We start from the raw sequence: 18285 nt of genomic DNA, 5'->3' as shown, positions 1-18285 counted from the left end.
CTCATAACACGGTATTGTGCGGGCGTAGTCTAGTTCTTGCTTTATTCGATGATAATTATACATAAGTTTTCATTCTTTAGCATCCAGCTAAAAGCAATTGCTCCCAAGCATAATAAATTTATAAGACGCACTAGGAGAACAGCAACGCATGGGCAAGGTAGTCGGCATTGACTTGGGTACAACCAACTCAGTGGTTGCCGTCATGGAGGGTGGCAAGCCGGTAGTGATTGCCAATGCAGAAGGAATGCGAACCACTCCCTCAGTCGTTGGTTTCAGCAAAGAAGGTGAAAGAGTCGTCGGGCAAATGGCGCGGAGACAAACCGTCCTCAACCCACAAAATACTTTCTTCGCTGTGAAACGCTTTATGGGGCGTAGGTACGCCGAACTTAATCCAGAATCAAAGCGAGTACCATACACCATCCGCAAAAATGAAGTAGGTGGTATTAAAATTGCTTGTCCTCGTCTGGATAAGGAATTCGCTCCAGAAGAAATTTCGGCAATGATCCTTAAGAAATTGGCAGACGATGCTAGTACTTACTTAGGTCAGCCTGTAACAGGAGCTGTCATCACTGTTCCTGCCTACTTTAATGATTCTCAGCGTCAAGCAACACGAGACGCTGGTAGAATAGCAGGTTTAGAGGTACTGCGGATTCTCAATGAACCTACCGCAGCAGCTTTGGCTTATGGATTAGATCGCAAAGACAGCGAAACTGTTTTGGTATTTGATCTAGGCGGTGGCACATTTGATGTGTCAATTCTAGACGTTGGTGATGGCGTATTTGAGGTGAGATCCACTAGTGGTAATACGCAATTAGGTGGTAACGATTTTGATAAAAAAATTGTCGATTGGCTAGCAGAAAAATTTCTCGAAGCCGAAGGGATAGACCTTAGACGTGAGCCACAAGCTTTACAGCGATTAATAGAAGCTGCGGAAAAAGCTAAAATTGAGCTTTCCTCGGTTAGTGTCACCGATATAAATTTACCCTTCATCACAGCCGATCAAGAAGGTCCTAAGCATTTAGAAACTCGCTTAACACGTTCCGAGTTTGAGGGTTTGTGTGATGATTTGTTAGGGCGATTGCGCCAGCCTGTAAAACGGGCACTGAAAGACGCTGAAGTAACACCCACAGATATTGATGAGGTTGTGTTGGTGGGAGGTGCTACCCGTATGCCTATGGTACAGCAGCTTGTACGGGCAATGATTGGTCAGCAACCTAACCAAAATGTCAATCCAGATGAAGTTGTGGCAGTTGGTGCAGCAATTCAGGCAGGTATTCTCGCAGGAGAACTGAAAGATGTACTGCTGTTAGATGTCACGCCTTTATCTCTGGGGTTAGAAACAATTAGCGGTGTAACCAAAAAACTCATTCCTCGCAATACCACTATCCCAGTACGTCGCTCTGATATTTTTTCTACATCGGAAAATAACCAAAACACTGTGGAAGTCCATGTAGTTCAGGGCGAAAGAGAAATGGCAACAGACAACAAATCGCTGGGGCGATTTAAGTTGTATGGTATCCCACCAGCACCACGAGGCATTCCGCAGATCCAAGTCTCATTTGATATTGATGCAAACGGGATTTTACAGGTAACAGCTTTGGATAGAACAACAGGTCGAGAACAAAGTATTACTATTCAAGGTGCTTCTACCCTAAATGAAGCGGAAATTAAACGGATGATTCAAGACGCCCAGAAATATGCTGAGGTAGATCGAGAGCGTAAAGAACGAGTAGAAAAGCGAACTCGTTCTGAAGCCTTAATTCTGCAAGCAGAACGACAGCTTAGGGAAGTAGCCCTGGATTTAGGCATGCAGTTTGCACGTAGTCGTCGTTATCGGATTGATAATATTTGTCGGGAACTGCGCGAGAGTTTAAAGGAAGACGATGACCGTGGTATAGACCAAGCTTACGCGGATTTGCAAGACGCGTTGTCTGATCTAAACCGGGAAATCCGTGAGTATTATACTGACGAGGAAGACGATGATTTGTTTGGTACTATCCGTGACATCTTTACTGGCGATAGTAAAGAACGGGAACGAGATAGCGAAGCGCAGCGGCGTTCACGTAGCTTCTTCGACGAAACTAGCGTTGACCGCGAACCTATGAGGGATACGTATCGTGAACGTGATTACTATAACAGAGATAGGGACTATAACCAAAATAGGGACTACGGTAGTAAAAACTACGGGAAGGAAAACCGTTCCTACTCTAATGACAGTGGTTATCCACGCCGCAAATCTCGTCCTAGCTACCAGGATAATTGGGATGAGGATGATGATGATTGGTTGTAACTAACAATTTTGGATTTTGGAGTGACAAAAAAGAGAGTAGGGAGCAAGGAATAAAGTTGGAAATAAAAAACTTCGGTTGTGGGATACAAGCCCACTTTAAAAGAAATGTATTTCTAGACTCGTATGGTGCAAGATATACTGCGTCTAAGTTTTCAATCCTACAGTTAAAATTGTAGGTTTCCCTGTTCATGGCTCCCTGCTCCGTGCTCTCTACTAACTTAAAGCGACTGGTATGCTTTTAGATTAATCTGGAGAGGAAGTAGCTACTGATGGCACTTACCTCTTCCCAATAATCTAAAATCTAAAATCTAAAATTAAGAAACTGACTATGCCGAACTTGCAGAATTTTCGAGATTATTATGAAATTTTGGAAGTCCCAAAAGATGCTTCCAATGAAGAAATTAAAAAGAATTATCGGCGATTAGCACGACAATATCACCCAGACCTCAATCCTGGAAATAAAGCAGCAGAAGAAAAATTTAAGGATATTGGAGAAGCTTATGAAGTCCTCTCCGATTCAACTAAGCGAACACAGTACGACCAGTTTAGCCGCTTCTGGAAGCAAAAAGGTTTTCCTGTCGGCAAATCAAGACCGCGTGATAACACTTGGTGGAATAACCGAGCTAAAAGCCGTGATGTCAAGGAAGAAGTAAACCCTGGTGATTATCCTGATTTTGAAAGCTTTATTAATCAAGTTGTAGGTGTCGGTGGTCGCAGAGAAAGTAAAAATGGTTCCTCTGATGGTGTTAACAGCGATCCGTTTCGTTCGCCTAGAACAAAAGTGGAATACACTGTCAATCCTCGCAACACTCGTCGAGATATAGAAGCACGATTAACTTTACCACTGGAAAAAGCTTATAAAGGTGGAGTGGAACGGATTCGTCTTGAAGATGGGCGATCGCTTGAAGTCAATATGCCAATTGGTATGGTGACAGGTCAAACCATCCGCTTACAGAAACAAGGAATTAATGGTGGCGATTTATACTTAAAAATTACAGTTCTCACTCATTCACTATTTAAACTAGAAGGAACAAACATACTGTGTCAAGTTCCAGTTACACCCGCAGAAGCAGTATTAGGAGGACAAATAGAAGCACCTACCTTAGACGGACCGGTAAAAATGACCATCCCACCAGGAGTAAAATCTGGGCAAAGATTCCGTCTTTCTAATAAAGGCTACCCCGCCGACAACGGTAAGCGAGGTGATCAATTGGTAGAAATCCAAATAGTGCCCCCCAAGGAAATTAGTCCACAAGAACGGGAACTCTATGAAAAGTTACGAGAAATAGAAACCTTTAAACCGCGAGCTGATTTAGTAAGTTAAAACTATTTTGATTCTCCGTCACGAGTAGGTCGAGAGTATGTCACAATATTAGAAACTAATAGCTAGGTGACGAAAACAGCCGTGAATCAACATGGGTCAATGCCACAAAGCAACGAACCCACCTATTACTCGCTACTAGGATTGCACCCCTCAGCATCAGCAATCGAGATCCGTCGTGCCTATCGGGAACTGAGCAAGCGCTATCATCCTGATACAACAGACTTGCCTGCTGCTGTGGCGATCGCCAAATTTCAGCAGCTTAACGAAGCTTACGCAACTCTTAGTAACTCAGAACGACGATTTAGTTATGATTTAAAAATCGGGTATTCGCGCATTAGAGTTATTCAAGTACCCCCCGATTTAAATAATCCTGCTTCCTCTTCATATAACCAGTCTAAATCAGCTTATCTAGATGCAACTGATCGTCCTTTGTCACGAGTAGAAATCTTTGCTCTATTTATTCTCGGGATAACGTTTTTAACTTGTGTGCTTATAGTGATCGCTATTGGGTTAACTCGTGGGCATGCTGCTGTTCAAATGCTAGTGATTGAACATCTTATGAATTTACAATAGGTAAAGCAGAAAGCCTTGCCTATACTTAATTAATACAACCAATAAAAGTCAATATGTCTATTCTTCCCTCTGATACTCCCTTATATAGCCATCCTCTTCCTCAAATCGAGAAGTGGCTCAGAGATCAAGGTTGTCAACAAGATGAAAAACAGCTGCACTGTTGGCATGTACAACGACCTACTTGGCAAGCTGAACTATGTTTAGATGTTGAATTGATCATAGTCCGATATCTTCAAGCTGGAGAAAATGGGCAAGATATTCAGCGTTCCTTCAAGTATGCTCTTAGCCGCCAAGACATTGAACGAGCTATTTTCTCAGGACCCTAATATATCATGATCAGTTGAAGAGTTATGCTTAAACAAGCAGGGGGCAGAGGGGAAGTGATTTTTACTCCTGACTCCTGAATTCTGAATTCTGACTCCTGAAGTTACAATTTTCCAAACCTACGCTCTCGCTGTTGATAAGAATACAACGCGCGGTGAAACTCATGGCGGTTAAAATCAGGCCATAAGGTATCGGTTATATAAATTTCTGCATAAGCGATTTGCCACAGAAGGAAATTTGAGATCCGCATCTCGCCACTGGTACGAATTAACAAATCTGGACTACAAATTCCTGCGGTGTAGAGGTGCCGTTCAAAAATCGCCTCATCAATTTCGTGCGGCTGTATTAGGCCTTGTTGTACTTTATCAGCGATCGCACGACAAGCTTGTAAGATCTCCTGTCTCCCGCCATAATTTGTTGCAACAGTAAACTGGATACCACGATTGTTCCTAGTTTTTTCCATTGAATAGGCAATTTCTTCTTGAAGGGCTCTTGGTAAAGCCATTAAATTTCCGACAAACTTAATTTGAACATTCTCCTCCATCATTTCCCGCAATTCCTGGCGTAAAACCCGCTGGAACAAAGTCATTAAAAAATCGACTTCCTCGTGTGATCTTCCCCAGTTTTCGGTCGAGAAAGCATAAGCGGTTAATGCACTAATTCCCCAGTCGTCACAGCAGCGCACTAAATTTTTCAGAGCATCTGTTCCCCGCTGATGACCTATAAATCGGGGTAACCCTCGGAGTTCAGCCCATCGACGATTGCCATCACAAATTACCGCAACGTGCTTGGGCAGTAGTTCTGGTTTTAAATCAGTAGGTAGATCTTGCAGTTCAATTTTTTGTGCTGTCATTTCTTATCTCGTGAAGCAGTCGATGGTAATCCGAGTAAACGTGAAACCAGTGCTAGTGTCTTACCACGAATTTGGCGACCCAAACTTAACAAACCAGGAGCAACAGCTTCCCGATCAACGGTTGGGGAAAACAGAGCCTCTAAAGACTCTTTTAACTTCGTGATTGTCAGTGGTCTATTTAAAGTTCCCCTTTCAGCAAGGGAAATTGAACCAGTTTCTTCTGACACAACGACACAAATGCAATTTTCGACCCGCTCAGTAATTCCCATCGCCGCTCGGTGGCGTGTCCCCAGCTGGCGTGAGGCTGTGCGTCCCGAAAGTGGTAGAATTATACCCGATGCCACAATCCGCGAGCCACGAATCAACGTTGCTCCGTCATGCAAAAGAGTTTTTGGCTGAAAAATTGTTTGGATCAGTTCCTTCGAGATTTCTGCATTCAGCCTAACTCCTGGCACAGAAAAATCTCGCTCATCAATTGGCCCTGTGGTTTCTAAAATTAGCAACGCTCCAATCCTGTTTTTCGACAGTTCTTTAACCGCATCAACAATTTCGTCAATTACACTATCAGATTTTGGAACAGCGCGAGTGGACGATTGAAAAAGCTGTTGGATTTTTCCTCGTCCTAACTGTTCCAAAAATCGACGAAAATCTGATTGGAGAGCAACCGCCATCGCTACAGCACAGCCGATCACTAACTTTTCCAGTACAAAGCTTAGCAGCTGTAGCTGCAATCTACCACTTAATGCTGACGCCAACATCAAAATAATAAATCCCCGCACCATCCAAAGTGTCCGGCGCTCGCTAATAATAACAAGGATCATGTACGTCAGCGCCAGTACTAACACAATATCCAGAGTCTCAACCAGCAACGGCTGAGACCATCCTAGGGCTGTCAGCCATTGCTTCCACCAATCTCCCATGACATCTGGATTTAACCTTCTGCCTTTAATAACAGTTATGAGTTTTTACTATTCACTCTTTATCAAATAGAATTCAGAAGTCAGGAGACAGGAGTCAGAATAAATACTGGTTAAAACCTCATCCCTTGCGGACGAGGCAGGAGTTTTAACTTTTCCTAAAACACCATCCCTTTATGGTTTAGTCTATTCTGACTTCTGAATTCTGTCTCCTGACTCCTCTTTATTCTTTAGTCTTTCTGGTAGGCAATCTTGTTGAATCAAGTCCTGATAAGTTTCACGTCGCAAAATTAAATTTGCTTCGCCATTTGCTACTATAACGGCTGCCGGTCGTGGCAAGCGATTATAGTTCGATGCCATACTGTAATTATAAGCACCAGTTGCCATTACTACAAGAATATCTCCTGGTTCAGTTTTTGCAACCAGAGCATTCTTTATTACAATATCCCCTGATTCACAGTGCTTACCAGCAATTGTGACAGTTTCTGTATGGGGAGCAGACATTTTATTTGCTACTACTGCCCGATAAACCGATTGATAAGTGATTGGGCGCGGATTATCAGACATTCCTCCATCAACTGCCACATAAGTACGAATTTCAGGAACCACTTTTGATGAACCAACAGTGTAAGCAGTGATACAAGCTGTACCAATTAGCGATCGCCCTGGTTCACATAGTAACTTTGGTAACGGCAAGTTTTCTGCTGCACAAGCTGCCTGAATTGCTTCACAAATTGGTTTTACCCATTCCTCTATACTAGGCGGATCATCCGATTCCGTATATTTAATTCCTAATCCACCACCAACATTTAACTCAGTCACCTTTAGACCGTATGTAGTCGCTTTGCTCAGCCACTGCACCATAACAGTCGCTAAATCCCGATGTGGTTGGCGTTCAAAAATTTGGGAACCAATATGGGCATGTAAACCCACACAGTTAAGAGTAGATTGCTTGCTGACAAAAGTAAACAACTCATCTAGATCGTTGGGATCAAAGCCAAACTTACTATCTAAATGTCCTGTGCGAATGTATTCGTGGGTATGGCACTCGATCCCCGGCGTCAGGCGCAACATGATCCGAATGGGCTCAGAGGTAGACGGGGAGAATGTTGATTGCTGTGCTATCTCCACCAGTGTCTGTAATTCATACCAGTTATCGACTACAATAGTGCAACGACACTCAATTGCTAAAGTTAGTTCTTCACGAGATTTGTTGTTGCCGTGAAAGTAAATTTTATCCGGACTCACGCCCGCACTTATAGCTGTGTGGAGTTCCCCACCAGATACCACATCAACGCCTAAACCAGCAGCGCTAACAATGCTACAAACTGCTAAGCAACTCCATGCTTTTGAGGCATACAGTACCTGAGATTCGCCTTTGTAATAACGCTTGACACTCTCTTGGTACTGCTTACACGCTGTTGTTAGGGTTTCTTCGTCCAATATATATAATGGTGAACCAAACTGCTGAACTAGGGTTTTGACATCACATCCGCCTATTTCGAGGCAATCGTTACTGTTAATTTTGGCAGTTAGTGGTAAAAGCTGCTGATTGGGTGAAAAATTTGTGTTTTCGTTACCCGTTTGAGGTAAATACTTACTACCAGAATTTTGAACCCCAGTAGGGTGAGTCGATACCATATCTATAAAGAGTTTTCCTTGTTGAAATTACGGCTACGATTAAATCTGCCAATCCTCAGTTTACCTAATAACGCGCTTTTTTCACAGGGTGTGGGGGGTGGGGTGTAGGGTGTAGGGTGTAGGGAAAACATAAAGCCACCCAATCATAGGTGGGGTTTCAAGCTACCTGTATCTTCAGATTTTTTCGTCCACAATTACACTCGGCTTGAGACCTCCTCCAAGGGGCTAGTTTCTGACCCTGCACTCCACACCCGCCCCGAAGGGGGGTAAAGGATGCTGCAAAATCTGTTACGATAACAACCGCATGGAAGCTTTTCAACTAGAAATTCAATCACTTACTCCAGAAAATCTAAATTCTGTACTTGAACTAGACAAAGCTTGTTTTGGAGGTTTATGGACACTTGAAGCCTACCAACGAGAGTTGGACAGCTCTAATAGCGATTTAATCGGCTTATTTTCCCCTGTCTTCCCCTCAAAAGTTCTTGGAATGGGCTGCTTTTGGTCAATCTTGGACGAAGCTCACATTACACTCTTAGCAGTTCATCCCCAATATCAGCATCAGGGTTTTGGACAGGCAGTACTTTATTCCTTGCTCAGAATTGCTTGTGATCGCGGTTTAGAGCGAGCCACCCTTGAGGTTCGCGCTTCTAATTTTGCAGCAATATCGCTCTACCAAAAATTTGGCTTCAAAATTGCTGGGCGGCGACGGCGTTACTACAAAGATAATGACGAAGACGCAATAATTTTTTGGCTTGGCGATTTGCAGCAAGCGGATTTTGAGGAAACTTTAGAGCGCTTCTATATTATTGTGCGCGATCGCTTGCGCAAATCCTCTTGGGAGTTGGTGTACTAGGAATGAGGGAAGGCAGGGGAGTGAGGGGTTGAGTTTATCAAAAATTTATACTTTTTTTTAAGTTATTTGTATTTTAAATACAAAATAATAATTTGTTTATTTTTTCTTATATTTATAAAAATTTTTTTGAAAAGAAGGTTCAAACACTTCTTGACGATACAAAAAATATGTGATATATATCAACATTTGGAAGCGCACAAAAACTGGAAAATTCTACAGTCTATGGCTCTGAATTGATCCAAGAAATGCTATAAATTTCAACCTCCTCAGTACACTGGCCGCATATAAGTAATAAATATCTAGCAATTACCCCAATAAACTTGGAGGATTCTTTTTCGGATGTCTATATCTTTATACAGGCATACGAAATTTTGGCCTGTGCTAAAATCAGCGTACCGGCACGACGCAGGTGATGGGATCAATGCCATATGTTTGAACGCTTCACAGAAAAAGCCATTAAGGTAATCATGCTAGCCCAGGAAGAAGCACGCCGACTGGGTCATAACTTCGTAGGTACTGAACAAATCCTCCTCGGATTAATTGGTGAAGGTACCGGAGTGGCGGCTAAGGTACTAAAATCTATGGGCGTCAATCTCAAGGACGCTCGGATTGAAGTAGAAAAAATCATAGGTCGGGGTTCGGGTTTTGTTGCTGTGGAAATTCCGTTTACGCCACGGGCAAAACGAGTTCTGGAACTATCCTTGGAAGAAGCACGCCAACTGGGGCATAACTACATTGGCACCGAGCATCTGCTGTTGGGCCTGATCCGAGAAGGGGAAGGTGTGGCAGCCAGAGTGCTGGAAAACCTTGGTGTAGATTTGTCTAAGGTCAGAACCCAAGTTATCCGAATGCTGGGAGAAACCGCTGAGGTGAGCGCCGGTGGTCAACCACGCGGGAATAAAACCCCAACTTTGGATGAATTTGGTGCTAACTTGACCCAAATGGCAGCAGACGGCAAGCTCGATCCAGTGGTGGGACGCGCGAAAGAAATCGAACGTGTGATCCAAATCTTGGGTCGCAGAACGAAGAACAACCCAGTTTTGATTGGGGAGCCAGGTGTTGGTAAAACGGCGATCGCTGAAGGTTTGGCGACACGGATTGCTAACAAAGATATCCCCGATATCCTGGAAGATAAGCGCGTGGTAACACTGGATATTGGTTTACTGGTAGCAGGAACCAAGTATCGGGGTGAATTTGAAGAACGCCTGAAGAAAATTATGGACGAAATTCGTCAGGCGGGTAATGTCATTCTTGTAATAGACGAAGTACATACCTTAATCGGCGCGGGTGCAGCAGAAGGTGCAATCGATGCAGCAAATATCCTCAAGCCAGCACTGGCAAGAGGAGAATTGCAGTGTATTGGGGCAACAACTCTAGATGAATACCGTAAACACATTGAACGGGATGCAGCACTAGAGCGACGCTTCCAACCAGTAATGGTAGGTGAACCGTCGGTAGACGAGACAATTGAGATATTGTACGGTCTGCGTGACCGCTACGAACAGCACCATAAGCTGAAAATCTCAGATGAAGCTTTGATAGCGGCGGCGAAATTGTCAGACCGCTACATTAGCGATCGCTATCTCCCAGATAAGGCAATCGACTTGATTGACGAAGCTGGATCTCGGGTACGTTTGATTAACTCCCAACTGCCACCAGCAGCTAAGGAGTTGGACAAAGAACTGCGCCAGATTTTAAAAGAAAAAGACGATGCAGTTCGTTCTCAAGACTTTGATAGAGCAGGAGAACTGCGCGATCGCGAAATGGAGATCAAAGCAGAAATTCGCGCCATTGCCCAAAGTAAGTCTAATACTACTCGCGCTGAAGGTGAAGAACCTGTAGTCACAGAAGAGGACATTGCCCACATTGTCGCTTCTTGGACTGGTGTACCAGTGAACAAGCTGACCGAATCCGAATCCGAAAAGCTGCTGCACATGGAAGACACATTGCACCAGCGTTTAATTGGGCAAGAAGATGCCGTCAGAGCAGTTTCACGGGCAATTCGTCGTGCGCGTGTCGGCTTGAAAAATCCCAACCGACCAATTGCTAGCTTTGTTTTCTCTGGTCCTACTGGTGTAGGTAAAACTGAGTTAGCCAAGTCCTTGGCTTCTTACTTCTTCGGCTCAGAAGAAGCGATGATCCGGTTGGATATGTCGGAATACATGGAACGCCATACTGTCAGCAAGTTGATTGGTTCGCCTCCAGGTTATGTTGGTTATAACGAAGGTGGTCAATTGACCGAAGCCGTGCGGCGTCGTCCTTACACTGTTGTGCTTTTCGACGAAATTGAAAAAGCACACCCAGATGTATTTAACATGCTGCTGCAAATTTTAGAAGATGGTCGCTTAACAGATGCGAAAGGTCGCACTGTAGACTTTAAGAACACTTTGCTGATTTTAACTTCTAATATCGGATCTAAGGTGATTGAAAAAGGCGGCGGCGGAATCGGCTTTGAATTTGCTGAGGATGCTAGCGAGTCCCAATACAACAGAATTAAATCCCTGGTTAACGAAGAACTTAAGCAGTACTTCCGTCCAGAGTTTCTCAACCGACTGGATGAAATTATTGTCTTCCGTCAATTGAGTAAGGAAGAAGTGACACAAATCGCGGATATCATGCTCAAAGAAGTCTTTGGTCGCCTTACCGAAAAAGGTATTACTTTGGAAGTAAGCGATCGCTTCAAAGATCGTCTTATCCAAGAAGGTTACAGTCCCAGCTACGGCGCAAGACCCTTACGTCGGGCGATTATGCGCTTGTTAGAAGATAGCCTTGCAGAAGAAATTCTGTCAGGTCGCATTAAAGACGGTGATACCGCCGTAGTTGATGTAGATGAAAGTGGTACTGTAACTGTGAGATCTGAACAACGCCGGGAATTATTAACCCCTGCTCCTATCGTTGAGTAGATATTACATACATTGTGAGTGTTCGGTAAGCCAACACTACAAAAATTTATGAAAAAAACAGTAGAGTAGCCCCCTACTCTACTGTTTTTTTATGACAATTGTCCAAATTTCTACCATCGGTATTAGATTTACCAGCCGATTCAGATAATTTACCCATTCAAGGTAGAATAGATTTTCGGTTGTGCAAGATCTGCTATGGGTGCTGGTGATCGAGTGAAAAACAGCAAGGCTAGACGCCACTGTTGGTATTTTCCAAGCACTTACTTATTTACTAGGCGCACCTACCAAACAATCTATCCTGGATAGCAATTAATACAATACTGAGCAACATAGGTCTTGACCCCCACAACCAAGTTACCTTATCTTACTTTCGATACCGACAGTAGGTAGTCCGTTGCGTAGCTGGAGAATTATGAATACACTCAGATTCGGCGATTTACTAGATAATCGTTACTTAATAGTTCGCAACTTAGCAACAGGTGGATTTGGTCAGACTTATCTTGCCGAAGATACACGCCGACCAGGTAATCCGGTATGTGTTGTCAAACACCTAACACCAGCCAGTAGTGCTCCGCAATTTTTGGAAAATGCTAAACGTCTCTTCTTAACTGAAGCACAAACCTTAGAACAACTTGGTAAACACGAGCAGATTCCTAGACTTTTAGCTTACTTTGAAGAGAAACACGAGTTTTACTTAGTTCAAGATTGGATTGATGGGTATCCACTTACTCATGAGTTTCGGCCAGGTCAACGCTGGTCCGAAAATAAAGTTTATCAGATGCTGCAAGAAGTCTTAACTATTTTGCAGTTTGTTCACAGCTTCGGGGTCATCCATCGCGATATTAAGCCCGATAATCTTATTCGACGGCGGCAAGATAGTAAAATTGTACTCATTGACTTCGGCATCGTCAAACAAATCCGTACTCAAATATTGTCGCCAAGTCATAATCTTAACGCTACCATTCCTGTTGGAACTCCAGGTTATATGCCAACAGAACAAGGACGAGGAAATCCCCGTCCTAACAGTGATATTTATGCTCTAGGCATTATTGGTATTCAATCAGTAACAGGCTTAAATCCATCTCAGCTTCAGGAAGATTCTCAGACAGGAGAAATAATCTGGCAACCTTGGGCACAAATTAGTGATGAACTAGCTATAATCTTGGAAAAAATGGTGCGGTATCACTTTAAAGACCGTTTCCAATCTGCTACAGAAGCACTAGAAGCCCTTAACCCACTGCTTGTAAAAATTGCTCCAGTTTTACGCAACTCAGTAGCAACCCTGTCAATACAACAGTCCATTACGCTACAACCAACCGAAATTCCATCTGTTGTATCATCACCACCAACAGCAATCCCATCTGGTGAACCACAGCTAAGTGAAGTATCGTCACCACCAACAGCAATCCCATCTGTTGAACCGCAGCTAAGGAAAGCTTCGTCACCACCAACAGCAATCCCATCTGTTGAACCGCAGCTAAGGAAAGCTTCGTCACCACCAACAGCAATCCCATCTGTTGAACCGCAGCTAAGGAAAGCTTCGTCACCACCAACAGCAATCGCAAAGAACAATTTACTGTTAAACTACATCACACCACTGCGTCAAGCAGCAATTGTAGGCACAGGGAGTTGGTTACTAGTTATTTTCCTAGTAGGTCTTTTAGGATCAGTATGGCTTGGTGTTACATTTTGGTTAGTTACTATAGCAGGTGTAATATTTGCTTACTTTGCAAAAAATAACTCATCATTTGATAAATATTCCTTCTTCACAATTGCTATAATTTCGTCACTTGTTACGTCATTATTTTCCCCCCAAAAACTTCCATCTGGGGGCCTTTTACAAGCTGGACAACCCGGTTTATTTGTTATATTGTTTCTCGCTATTTTTGCTGGAGCATTAGCATTTATTCTAATAATTATATTTGACGTATTTGATATTTATCAAGAAGCCTTTAAACATATCTCTTTATTCCTAGATAAGGATGCAAAAAATTAGTCCACATTTTCCCCCAATAGCTCTTGCCTTCGGCGTTATGGTCATTTGTGCTATTGCTGTAAAAATCATTGAAAATATAAGCTTTTCTGTTTCACAGACAGAAAAATCCTTGACTTCACCAACAAAAATAACTTCCCCTTCCCCAACACAAGCAGCTTCAAATTCACCAACAGCAATAACTTTGCCTTCGCCAACAGAAGAAGCTTTAAATTCATCGACAGAAACAACTTTCCCTTCACTGGAAAGCCCTAATAATACAGGAATGCTAGATGAACACTTGAGCTTTGGAGATAAGATTTTGATAAAACACGAAGAAACAGGTGGGGAAAATCAAGATTTCCAAGCTGCAAAAAATAGAGGAAGTGAGCAAATGGCAATAGGTAATTACAAACAAGCTGTTGTTGAATTTCAAACGGCAATTGAGAAATATCGTAACGCCCCAGAAACATTAATCTATCTCAATAATGCTCGAACTATCGGCCAAAACCCATTTACAATCGCGGTGGTGGTACCAATTGGGAATAATTCAAACGGCGCTTTAGAAATTTTACGTGGTGTCGCTCAAGCTCAAAACGAAGTTAATCAAGCTGGAGGTATTAACGGAGTTCCTCTTAAGGTTTTGATTGCTAATGATGATGATGACCCCAAAACTGCGCAAAACATTGCCTTGGAATTAGTCAATAATTCTAAAGCGCTAGGTGTTATAGGTCATTTTTCTAGCGATGCAACATTGGCGGCAGGACAAGAGTATGATGCTGGAAAGCTGGCGGCAATTTCTCCTATCAGTACTATTACAGATCCAAGTCAATATATTTTTTATACTGTTCCCAGTGATACTATTACTGCAAGAGCATTAGTCAAACATATGATGACTAAACTGCAAAAACAAAAAGCAGCTGTTTTTTACAATTCACAAAGTAAATACAGTATGTCTCTCAAGACAAAGTTTGTTGAGGAGGTATTAGCTAGTGGGGGAAAAATTGACGAACACTTAGTGTTTGACTTGTCTAATGCTAGCTTTAGTGCTCGTAAGAGTGTAGAACAAGCAATAGCAAAACGAGCACAGGTAATGATGTTAGCATCTGACAGCAGTATGCTTGATAAAGCATTGTTAGTTATTCAAGCTAACCAAAAACGGTTAAGTCTATTAGGGGGGAATAATCTTTATTCACCAAAAGTTTTGACAGATGGAGGTGAAGCAGCAGTTGGTTTAGTAGCGGCTGTTCCCTGGCATATTGACGCTGATCCTCAATCCAACTTTTCCCGTACTTCTCAACAGCTTTGGCAAGGTAAAGTAAATTGGCGTACCGCTACATCTTATGATGCTGCCCAAGCTTTAATAGCAGCGCTTAAGCGTAACCCCACTCGCGAGGGCGTTCAACAATCGCTTGCTGCCGCTGACTTTTCTGCAACTGGTGCATCTAGTAAAATTAGGTTTTCGTCTTTTGGCGATCGCTATGGTTCGGTTCAACTAGTAGAAGTTCGTCCCTCAACACAGCCTGGCACTATTTACGATTTTGTGCCAATACGTTGATGGCATAGCATCTTCTTTGGCGAGAAAAATACCAGTATTATGGGAAACTAAGGGAAGCCAAACAGATTTTATTGTAAAAGAATGAAAAAACTCGGACTGTTGTGTTTAGTAACCGTGTTGAGCTTAATTATTTGTCTTTCTATTAGCGCGGCACAGCCTAGCCAAGAACCTTCCTTGTGGAAAGTTTACCAGCAGTCACTAAAAAGCGCCAAATACGTTGACCTCACTCATACTATCACCCCTACAATTCCCGTGTGGTCTGGTTTTGGTCCATCTAAATTTTCACCCACAATCAACCCCAAGACAGGAAAACCGTATTCTTACAAACAAGATGGCTTTGAAGCAACACATTACGATTTGTCTACAGATCAACTTGGAACCCAGTTAGATCCACCTGCTCATTGGAATCCTGACTATCCCTCTATTGATGAATTACCTCCAACCTTTGCTGTTCGTCCTCTAGTCGTTATTGCCATTCAAGACAAAGTTGCTCGTGATCCCAATTATCATCTCACTGTTAAGGATATCCAGGACTGGGAGAAAAAGCATGGTAAAATCCCTGAAGGTTCAGTTGTGTTTGTTCGCTCTGACTGGTCTAAAGAATGGCCTAACCCTGAACTAGCTACAAGGACTAAGTTTCCTGGGGTGAAGCTTGAGGCTCTTAAGTTTCTTCACCTACAGCGTAAGATTTTGTTTCATGGACACGAACCACTCGATACAGATAGCACCCCTACTCTAGAAGGGGAAGCTTGGTTGTTGAAGAACGGATATACACAAGCAGAAGGTGTTGCTCATCTAGATCAAGTACCAGAGAAAGGCGCGCTAGTGGCAATCGGCTATCCTAAACTCAAAGGGGGTTTGGGAGGATATGCTCGTTACATTGCGATTTGTCCACCAGATTGGAAATACGGCGTTTCGGTGGATCAGATTCCAGAATCACCTTTACAAAAAGCAGATAAACCTCTTCACTGGGATGAAAAACTCGGTGTGCGGGTACGATAATCAAAGTATTTGTTTCAATTCTTAACCTGGCTTTTAATTTTCTATGACTTCTCAAAAGAGTGATGCTAAAGAAGCTGCTGGCTCCTCTCCTGCGGATAAGCCAAAGCCAACGGGAGTGTGGCGCGGGTTGCAGGAAAATTTTACTTTGGTTGCGATCGCCCTATGCTTAGCACTCATAATCCGAACTTTCGTTGCGGAACCTCGCTACATCCCGTCAGATTCAATGTTGCCAACTTTACATATAGGTGATCGATTGGTAGTGGAAAAAATTTCCTACCTTTTTCACCAACCAAACTTTGGTGATATTGTTGTTTTTCAGCCCCCAGAAGAACTACAAAGCCGAGGATATTCTAAAGATCAAGCCTTCATTAAGCGAATTATTGGTAAGCCTGGAGATATCATTACCATTGTGAATGGTAAGGTTTATATCAACGGTCAACCCTTACAAGAAGACTACATTGCCGAACCACCAGAGCAGCCCTTCCCACCAGTAAAAGTCCCTAAAGATGAATTTTTTGTGATGGGAGACAACCGCAACGATAGTAACGATTCTCGTTACTGGGGGTTTTTACCAAGCAAAAATATTATCGGTAGAGCAGTGTTTCGGTTTTGGCCCCTCAGTCGGATATCTTTTGTAAAGAGCTAAAATCGTAGATAATACATCAATTGGGCGATCGCATCGCTAGGTAAATTCAGCCGACGCTGAAAATCAACTAAGTTACGGTAATGCCCAAATGATGAACGATTTTCTACCACTGCTTGTGCCAAAGACAAATCAATACATGGCACTTCAGCCAAACTTTCTACTGTTGCTGTGTTAGGGTTCACTTTAGAGCTGGGGTGTTCTAGAGACTCATCGCTATAATAGCTAAAATTAAGAATCGGTTTGAGCGGCTCTAGTCTATGTACTGGAGTACTTAAGGCAGCAGCAACATCTTCTATACAGTAAAATTTTAGCCCAGATCTTTGTAGTTCAACGAGCGATCGCGCTTGGTGAATTGATAACCCTGGTAAACGCAGCCAATCATCTACAGTTGCTTGATTAACATCAATACGGATACCTAATTCAGCTGCGATCGCAATTTCCTCTGCCGATTGTAGTCGGTAGTAGGGGTCGTTGAGTAGCTTAGAGCGAAGTTGTTGCAACTTAGTGGTAAAAGGTAGCCAATTGTTCATCTTGTTAAGAAATTTGGTCTAGTAAATGACGGCGCTTTTGTTCAAACTCATACTCGGTAATGAGTCCATCTTCACGGAGCCGATCTAACTCACGTAATGAGGTGGCGATCGCTTCAACTTGATTCACAGAGTTTTGTGAATAACTGACAGCTTTTTTCCCAACATTAAAATTACGATCAAAAGCTTCTTCATCTTGGGCTAAATACCAAACCCCCTCAATAGCACTAGCTACTTTAGGAATAGGAGTCCAAGAAAGCAACACGTACAAAATACCCCAAAGTGGTTGTCCTAAATAAAATTTATGTAATCCCGATATTGTCAGCGTGCCAGCAAGAGCTAAAATAGCGGCTATGCTTCGGCTTTTTCGTTGATTAAACATACTTCTAATTGCCTATTCCATATCTCCATATTCTAGGACTCCTTTACAGGATACTTCTCCTAGGCAATGATCTCAATTTTGTCAAGTGTTGAAATCTTGGTAAAAATCCAGACTATAGACCGAAACATATTTCATAGATTATTTGCGTAGACTAAAATAAAGCCAGAGGCAAAAGTAAGAGAGCTACTGAGTTGCACGGCTCAGTTTAAGAGAGATAAAATGGGATTCTTTGACTCTGAGATAGTTCAGCAAGAAGCGAAGCAGCTGTTTGAAGATTATCAAGCACTAATCAAGCTTGGTAATAGCTACGGTAAATTTGACCGAGAGGGCAAGAAGCTGTTTATTGAGCAAATGGAAGCCATGATGGAGCGATATCGCATCTTTATGAAGCGGTTTGAGCTATCAGACGACTTCATGGCACAAATGACTATGGAGCAACTCAAAACTCAGATGAATCAGTTTGGAGTTACTCCACAGCAAATGTTTGAGCAAATGCATCTGACCCTCCAACGGATGAAAA

At 42.8% G+C, this 18285-nt stretch carries 16 protein-coding genes; 11 read left to right on the top strand and 5 right to left on the bottom strand.

Annotated features, from left to right (window positions below; translation table 11 throughout):
• Positions 1 to 148: 148 nt before the first annotated feature.
• From dnaK to G4P69_RS28665, 4 genes are all read left to right on the top strand, one after another.
• A complete protein-coding gene (dnaK, locus tag G4P69_RS28680; RefSeq protein WP_208343535.1) occupies positions 149 to 2290 on the top strand; it encodes a molecular chaperone DnaK in 2142 nt (713 codons plus the stop codon).
• 328 nt (positions 2291 to 2618) lie between these two features.
• Positions 2619 to 3614: a DnaJ C-terminal domain-containing protein gene (locus tag G4P69_RS28675; RefSeq protein WP_208343538.1), complete on the top strand. Its 996-nt coding sequence runs from the start codon at positions 2619 to 2621 to the stop codon at positions 3612 to 3614.
• Between the two features lie 99 nt (positions 3615 to 3713).
• Entirely contained in the window at positions 3714 to 4187 is a 474-nt protein-coding gene (locus G4P69_RS28670; RefSeq protein WP_208343540.1) for a J domain-containing protein, read from the top strand.
• 53 nt (positions 4188 to 4240) lie between these two features.
• Positions 4241 to 4513 (top strand): DUF3143 domain-containing protein, encoded by a 273-nt coding sequence (locus tag G4P69_RS28665; protein ID WP_208343542.1) that lies wholly within the window; start codon positions 4241 to 4243, stop codon positions 4511 to 4513.
• A gap of 101 nt (positions 4514 to 4614) precedes the next feature.
• Here the strand turns inward: G4P69_RS28665 and uppS are convergent, their stop codons facing one another.
• The 3 genes from uppS to lysA all read right to left on the bottom strand — a co-directional run bounded on the left by uppS (position 4615) and on the right by lysA (position 7922).
• Positions 4615 to 5364 (bottom strand): polyprenyl diphosphate synthase, encoded by a 750-nt coding sequence (gene uppS, locus G4P69_RS28660; protein WP_208343544.1) that lies wholly within the window; start codon positions 5362 to 5364, stop codon positions 4615 to 4617.
• Entirely contained in the window at positions 5361 to 6284 is a 924-nt protein-coding gene (gene cdaA, locus G4P69_RS28655; RefSeq protein ID WP_208343546.1) for a diadenylate cyclase CdaA, read from the bottom strand. The genes uppS and cdaA overlap by 4 nt, the downstream gene beginning before the upstream one ends.
• 183 nt (positions 6285 to 6467) lie before the next feature.
• Entirely contained in the window at positions 6468 to 7922 is a 1455-nt protein-coding gene (gene lysA, locus G4P69_RS28650) for a diaminopimelate decarboxylase (protein ID WP_208343548.1), read from the bottom strand.
• A 304-nt stretch (positions 7923 to 8226) separates the two neighbouring features.
• Here lysA and rimI point away from each other — a divergent pair, with 304 nt between their 5' ends.
• From rimI to lepB, 6 genes are all read left to right on the top strand, one after another.
• Positions 8227 to 8775 (top strand): ribosomal protein S18-alanine N-acetyltransferase, encoded by a 549-nt coding sequence (rimI, locus tag G4P69_RS28645; protein ID WP_208343550.1) that lies wholly within the window; start codon positions 8227 to 8229, stop codon positions 8773 to 8775.
• A 428-nt stretch (positions 8776 to 9203) separates the two neighbouring features.
• Positions 9204 to 11678 (top strand): ATP-dependent Clp protease ATP-binding subunit, encoded by a 2475-nt coding sequence (locus tag G4P69_RS28640; protein WP_208343552.1) that lies wholly within the window; start codon positions 9204 to 9206, stop codon positions 11676 to 11678.
• Positions 11679 to 12090: 412 nt separating this feature from the next.
• On the top strand, positions 12091 to 13674 hold the full coding sequence (locus G4P69_RS28635; RefSeq protein WP_208352867.1) for a serine/threonine-protein kinase: 1584 nt from the start codon (positions 12091 to 12093) through the stop codon (positions 13672 to 13674).
• A complete protein-coding gene (locus G4P69_RS28630; RefSeq protein WP_243902513.1) occupies positions 13661 to 15208 on the top strand; it encodes an ABC transporter substrate-binding protein in 1548 nt (515 codons plus the stop codon). The genes G4P69_RS28635 and G4P69_RS28630 overlap by 14 nt, the downstream gene beginning before the upstream one ends.
• An 81-nt stretch (positions 15209 to 15289) precedes the next feature.
• The gene (locus tag G4P69_RS28625) at positions 15290 to 16210 is read left to right on the top strand and encodes a cyclase family protein (protein ID WP_208352855.1); all 921 of its coding nucleotides are present in this window, start codon (positions 15290 to 15292) and stop codon (positions 16208 to 16210) included.
• A 43-nt stretch (positions 16211 to 16253) separates the two neighbouring features.
• Positions 16254 to 16856, top strand: coding sequence for a signal peptidase I (lepB, locus tag G4P69_RS28620; protein WP_208352853.1), 603 nt, complete (start codon positions 16254 to 16256; stop codon positions 16854 to 16856).
• On the opposite strand, the gene G4P69_RS28615 is transcribed toward lepB, so the two are convergent.
• A complete protein-coding gene (locus G4P69_RS28615) occupies positions 16853 to 17386 on the bottom strand; it encodes a helix-hairpin-helix domain-containing protein (RefSeq protein ID WP_208352850.1) in 534 nt (177 codons plus the stop codon). The genes lepB and G4P69_RS28615 overlap by 4 nt on opposite strands.
• Before the next feature lie 4 nt (positions 17387 to 17390).
• Positions 17391 to 17765, bottom strand: coding sequence for an NINE protein (locus tag G4P69_RS28610; RefSeq protein ID WP_208352848.1), 375 nt, complete (start codon positions 17763 to 17765; stop codon positions 17391 to 17393).
• A 219-nt stretch (positions 17766 to 17984) separates the two neighbouring features.
• On the opposite strand from G4P69_RS28610, the gene G4P69_RS28605 reads away from it, so the two are divergent.
• A partial coding sequence (locus G4P69_RS28605) for a DUF1825 family protein (protein WP_208352845.1) occupies positions 17985 to 18285 on the top strand: 301 nt, incomplete at its 3' end.

The sequence above is a fragment of the Aetokthonos hydrillicola CCALA 1050 genome (assembly GCF_017591665.1).
GTDB lineage: Bacteria > Cyanobacteriota > Cyanobacteriia > Cyanobacteriales > Nostocaceae > Aetokthonos > Aetokthonos hydrillicola.
Note: the sequence above shows the minus strand (reverse complement) of the source record. Positions and strands in the feature narration are given on the sequence as shown.

Coding starts and splice junctions, on each gene's coding strand:
- dnaK (WP_208343535.1), top strand. CDS start 149: ATGGGCAAGGTAGTCGGCATTGACTTGGGTACAACCAACTCAGTGGTT.
- G4P69_RS28675 (WP_208343538.1), top strand. CDS start 2,619: ATGCCGAACTTGCAGAATTTTCGAGATTATTATGAAATTTTGGAAGTC.
- G4P69_RS28670 (WP_208343540.1), top strand. CDS start 3,714: ATGCCACAAAGCAACGAACCCACCTATTACTCGCTACTAGGATTGCAC.
- G4P69_RS28665 (WP_208343542.1), top strand. CDS start 4,241: ATGTCTATTCTTCCCTCTGATACTCCCTTATATAGCCATCCTCTTCCT.
- uppS (WP_208343544.1), bottom strand. CDS start 5,364: ATGACAGCACAAAAAATTGAACTGCAAGATCTACCTACTGATTTAAAA.
- cdaA (WP_208343546.1), bottom strand. CDS start 6,284: ATGGGAGATTGGTGGAAGCAATGGCTGACAGCCCTAGGATGGTCTCAG.
- lysA (WP_208343548.1), bottom strand. CDS start 7,922: ATGGTATCGACTCACCCTACTGGGGTTCAAAATTCTGGTAGTAAGTAT.
- rimI (WP_208343550.1), top strand. CDS start 8,227: ATGGAAGCTTTTCAACTAGAAATTCAATCACTTACTCCAGAAAATCTA.
- G4P69_RS28640 (WP_208343552.1), top strand. CDS start 9,204: ATGTTTGAACGCTTCACAGAAAAAGCCATTAAGGTAATCATGCTAGCC.
- G4P69_RS28635 (WP_208352867.1), top strand. CDS start 12,091: ATGAATACACTCAGATTCGGCGATTTACTAGATAATCGTTACTTAATA.
- G4P69_RS28630 (WP_243902513.1), top strand. CDS start 13,661: ATGCAAAAAATTAGTCCACATTTTCCCCCAATAGCTCTTGCCTTCGGC.
- G4P69_RS28625 (WP_208352855.1), top strand. CDS start 15,290: ATGAAAAAACTCGGACTGTTGTGTTTAGTAACCGTGTTGAGCTTAATT.
- lepB (WP_208352853.1), top strand. CDS start 16,254: ATGACTTCTCAAAAGAGTGATGCTAAAGAAGCTGCTGGCTCCTCTCCT.
- G4P69_RS28615 (WP_208352850.1), bottom strand. CDS start 17,386: ATGAACAATTGGCTACCTTTTACCACTAAGTTGCAACAACTTCGCTCT.
- G4P69_RS28610 (WP_208352848.1), bottom strand. CDS start 17,765: ATGTTTAATCAACGAAAAAGCCGAAGCATAGCCGCTATTTTAGCTCTT.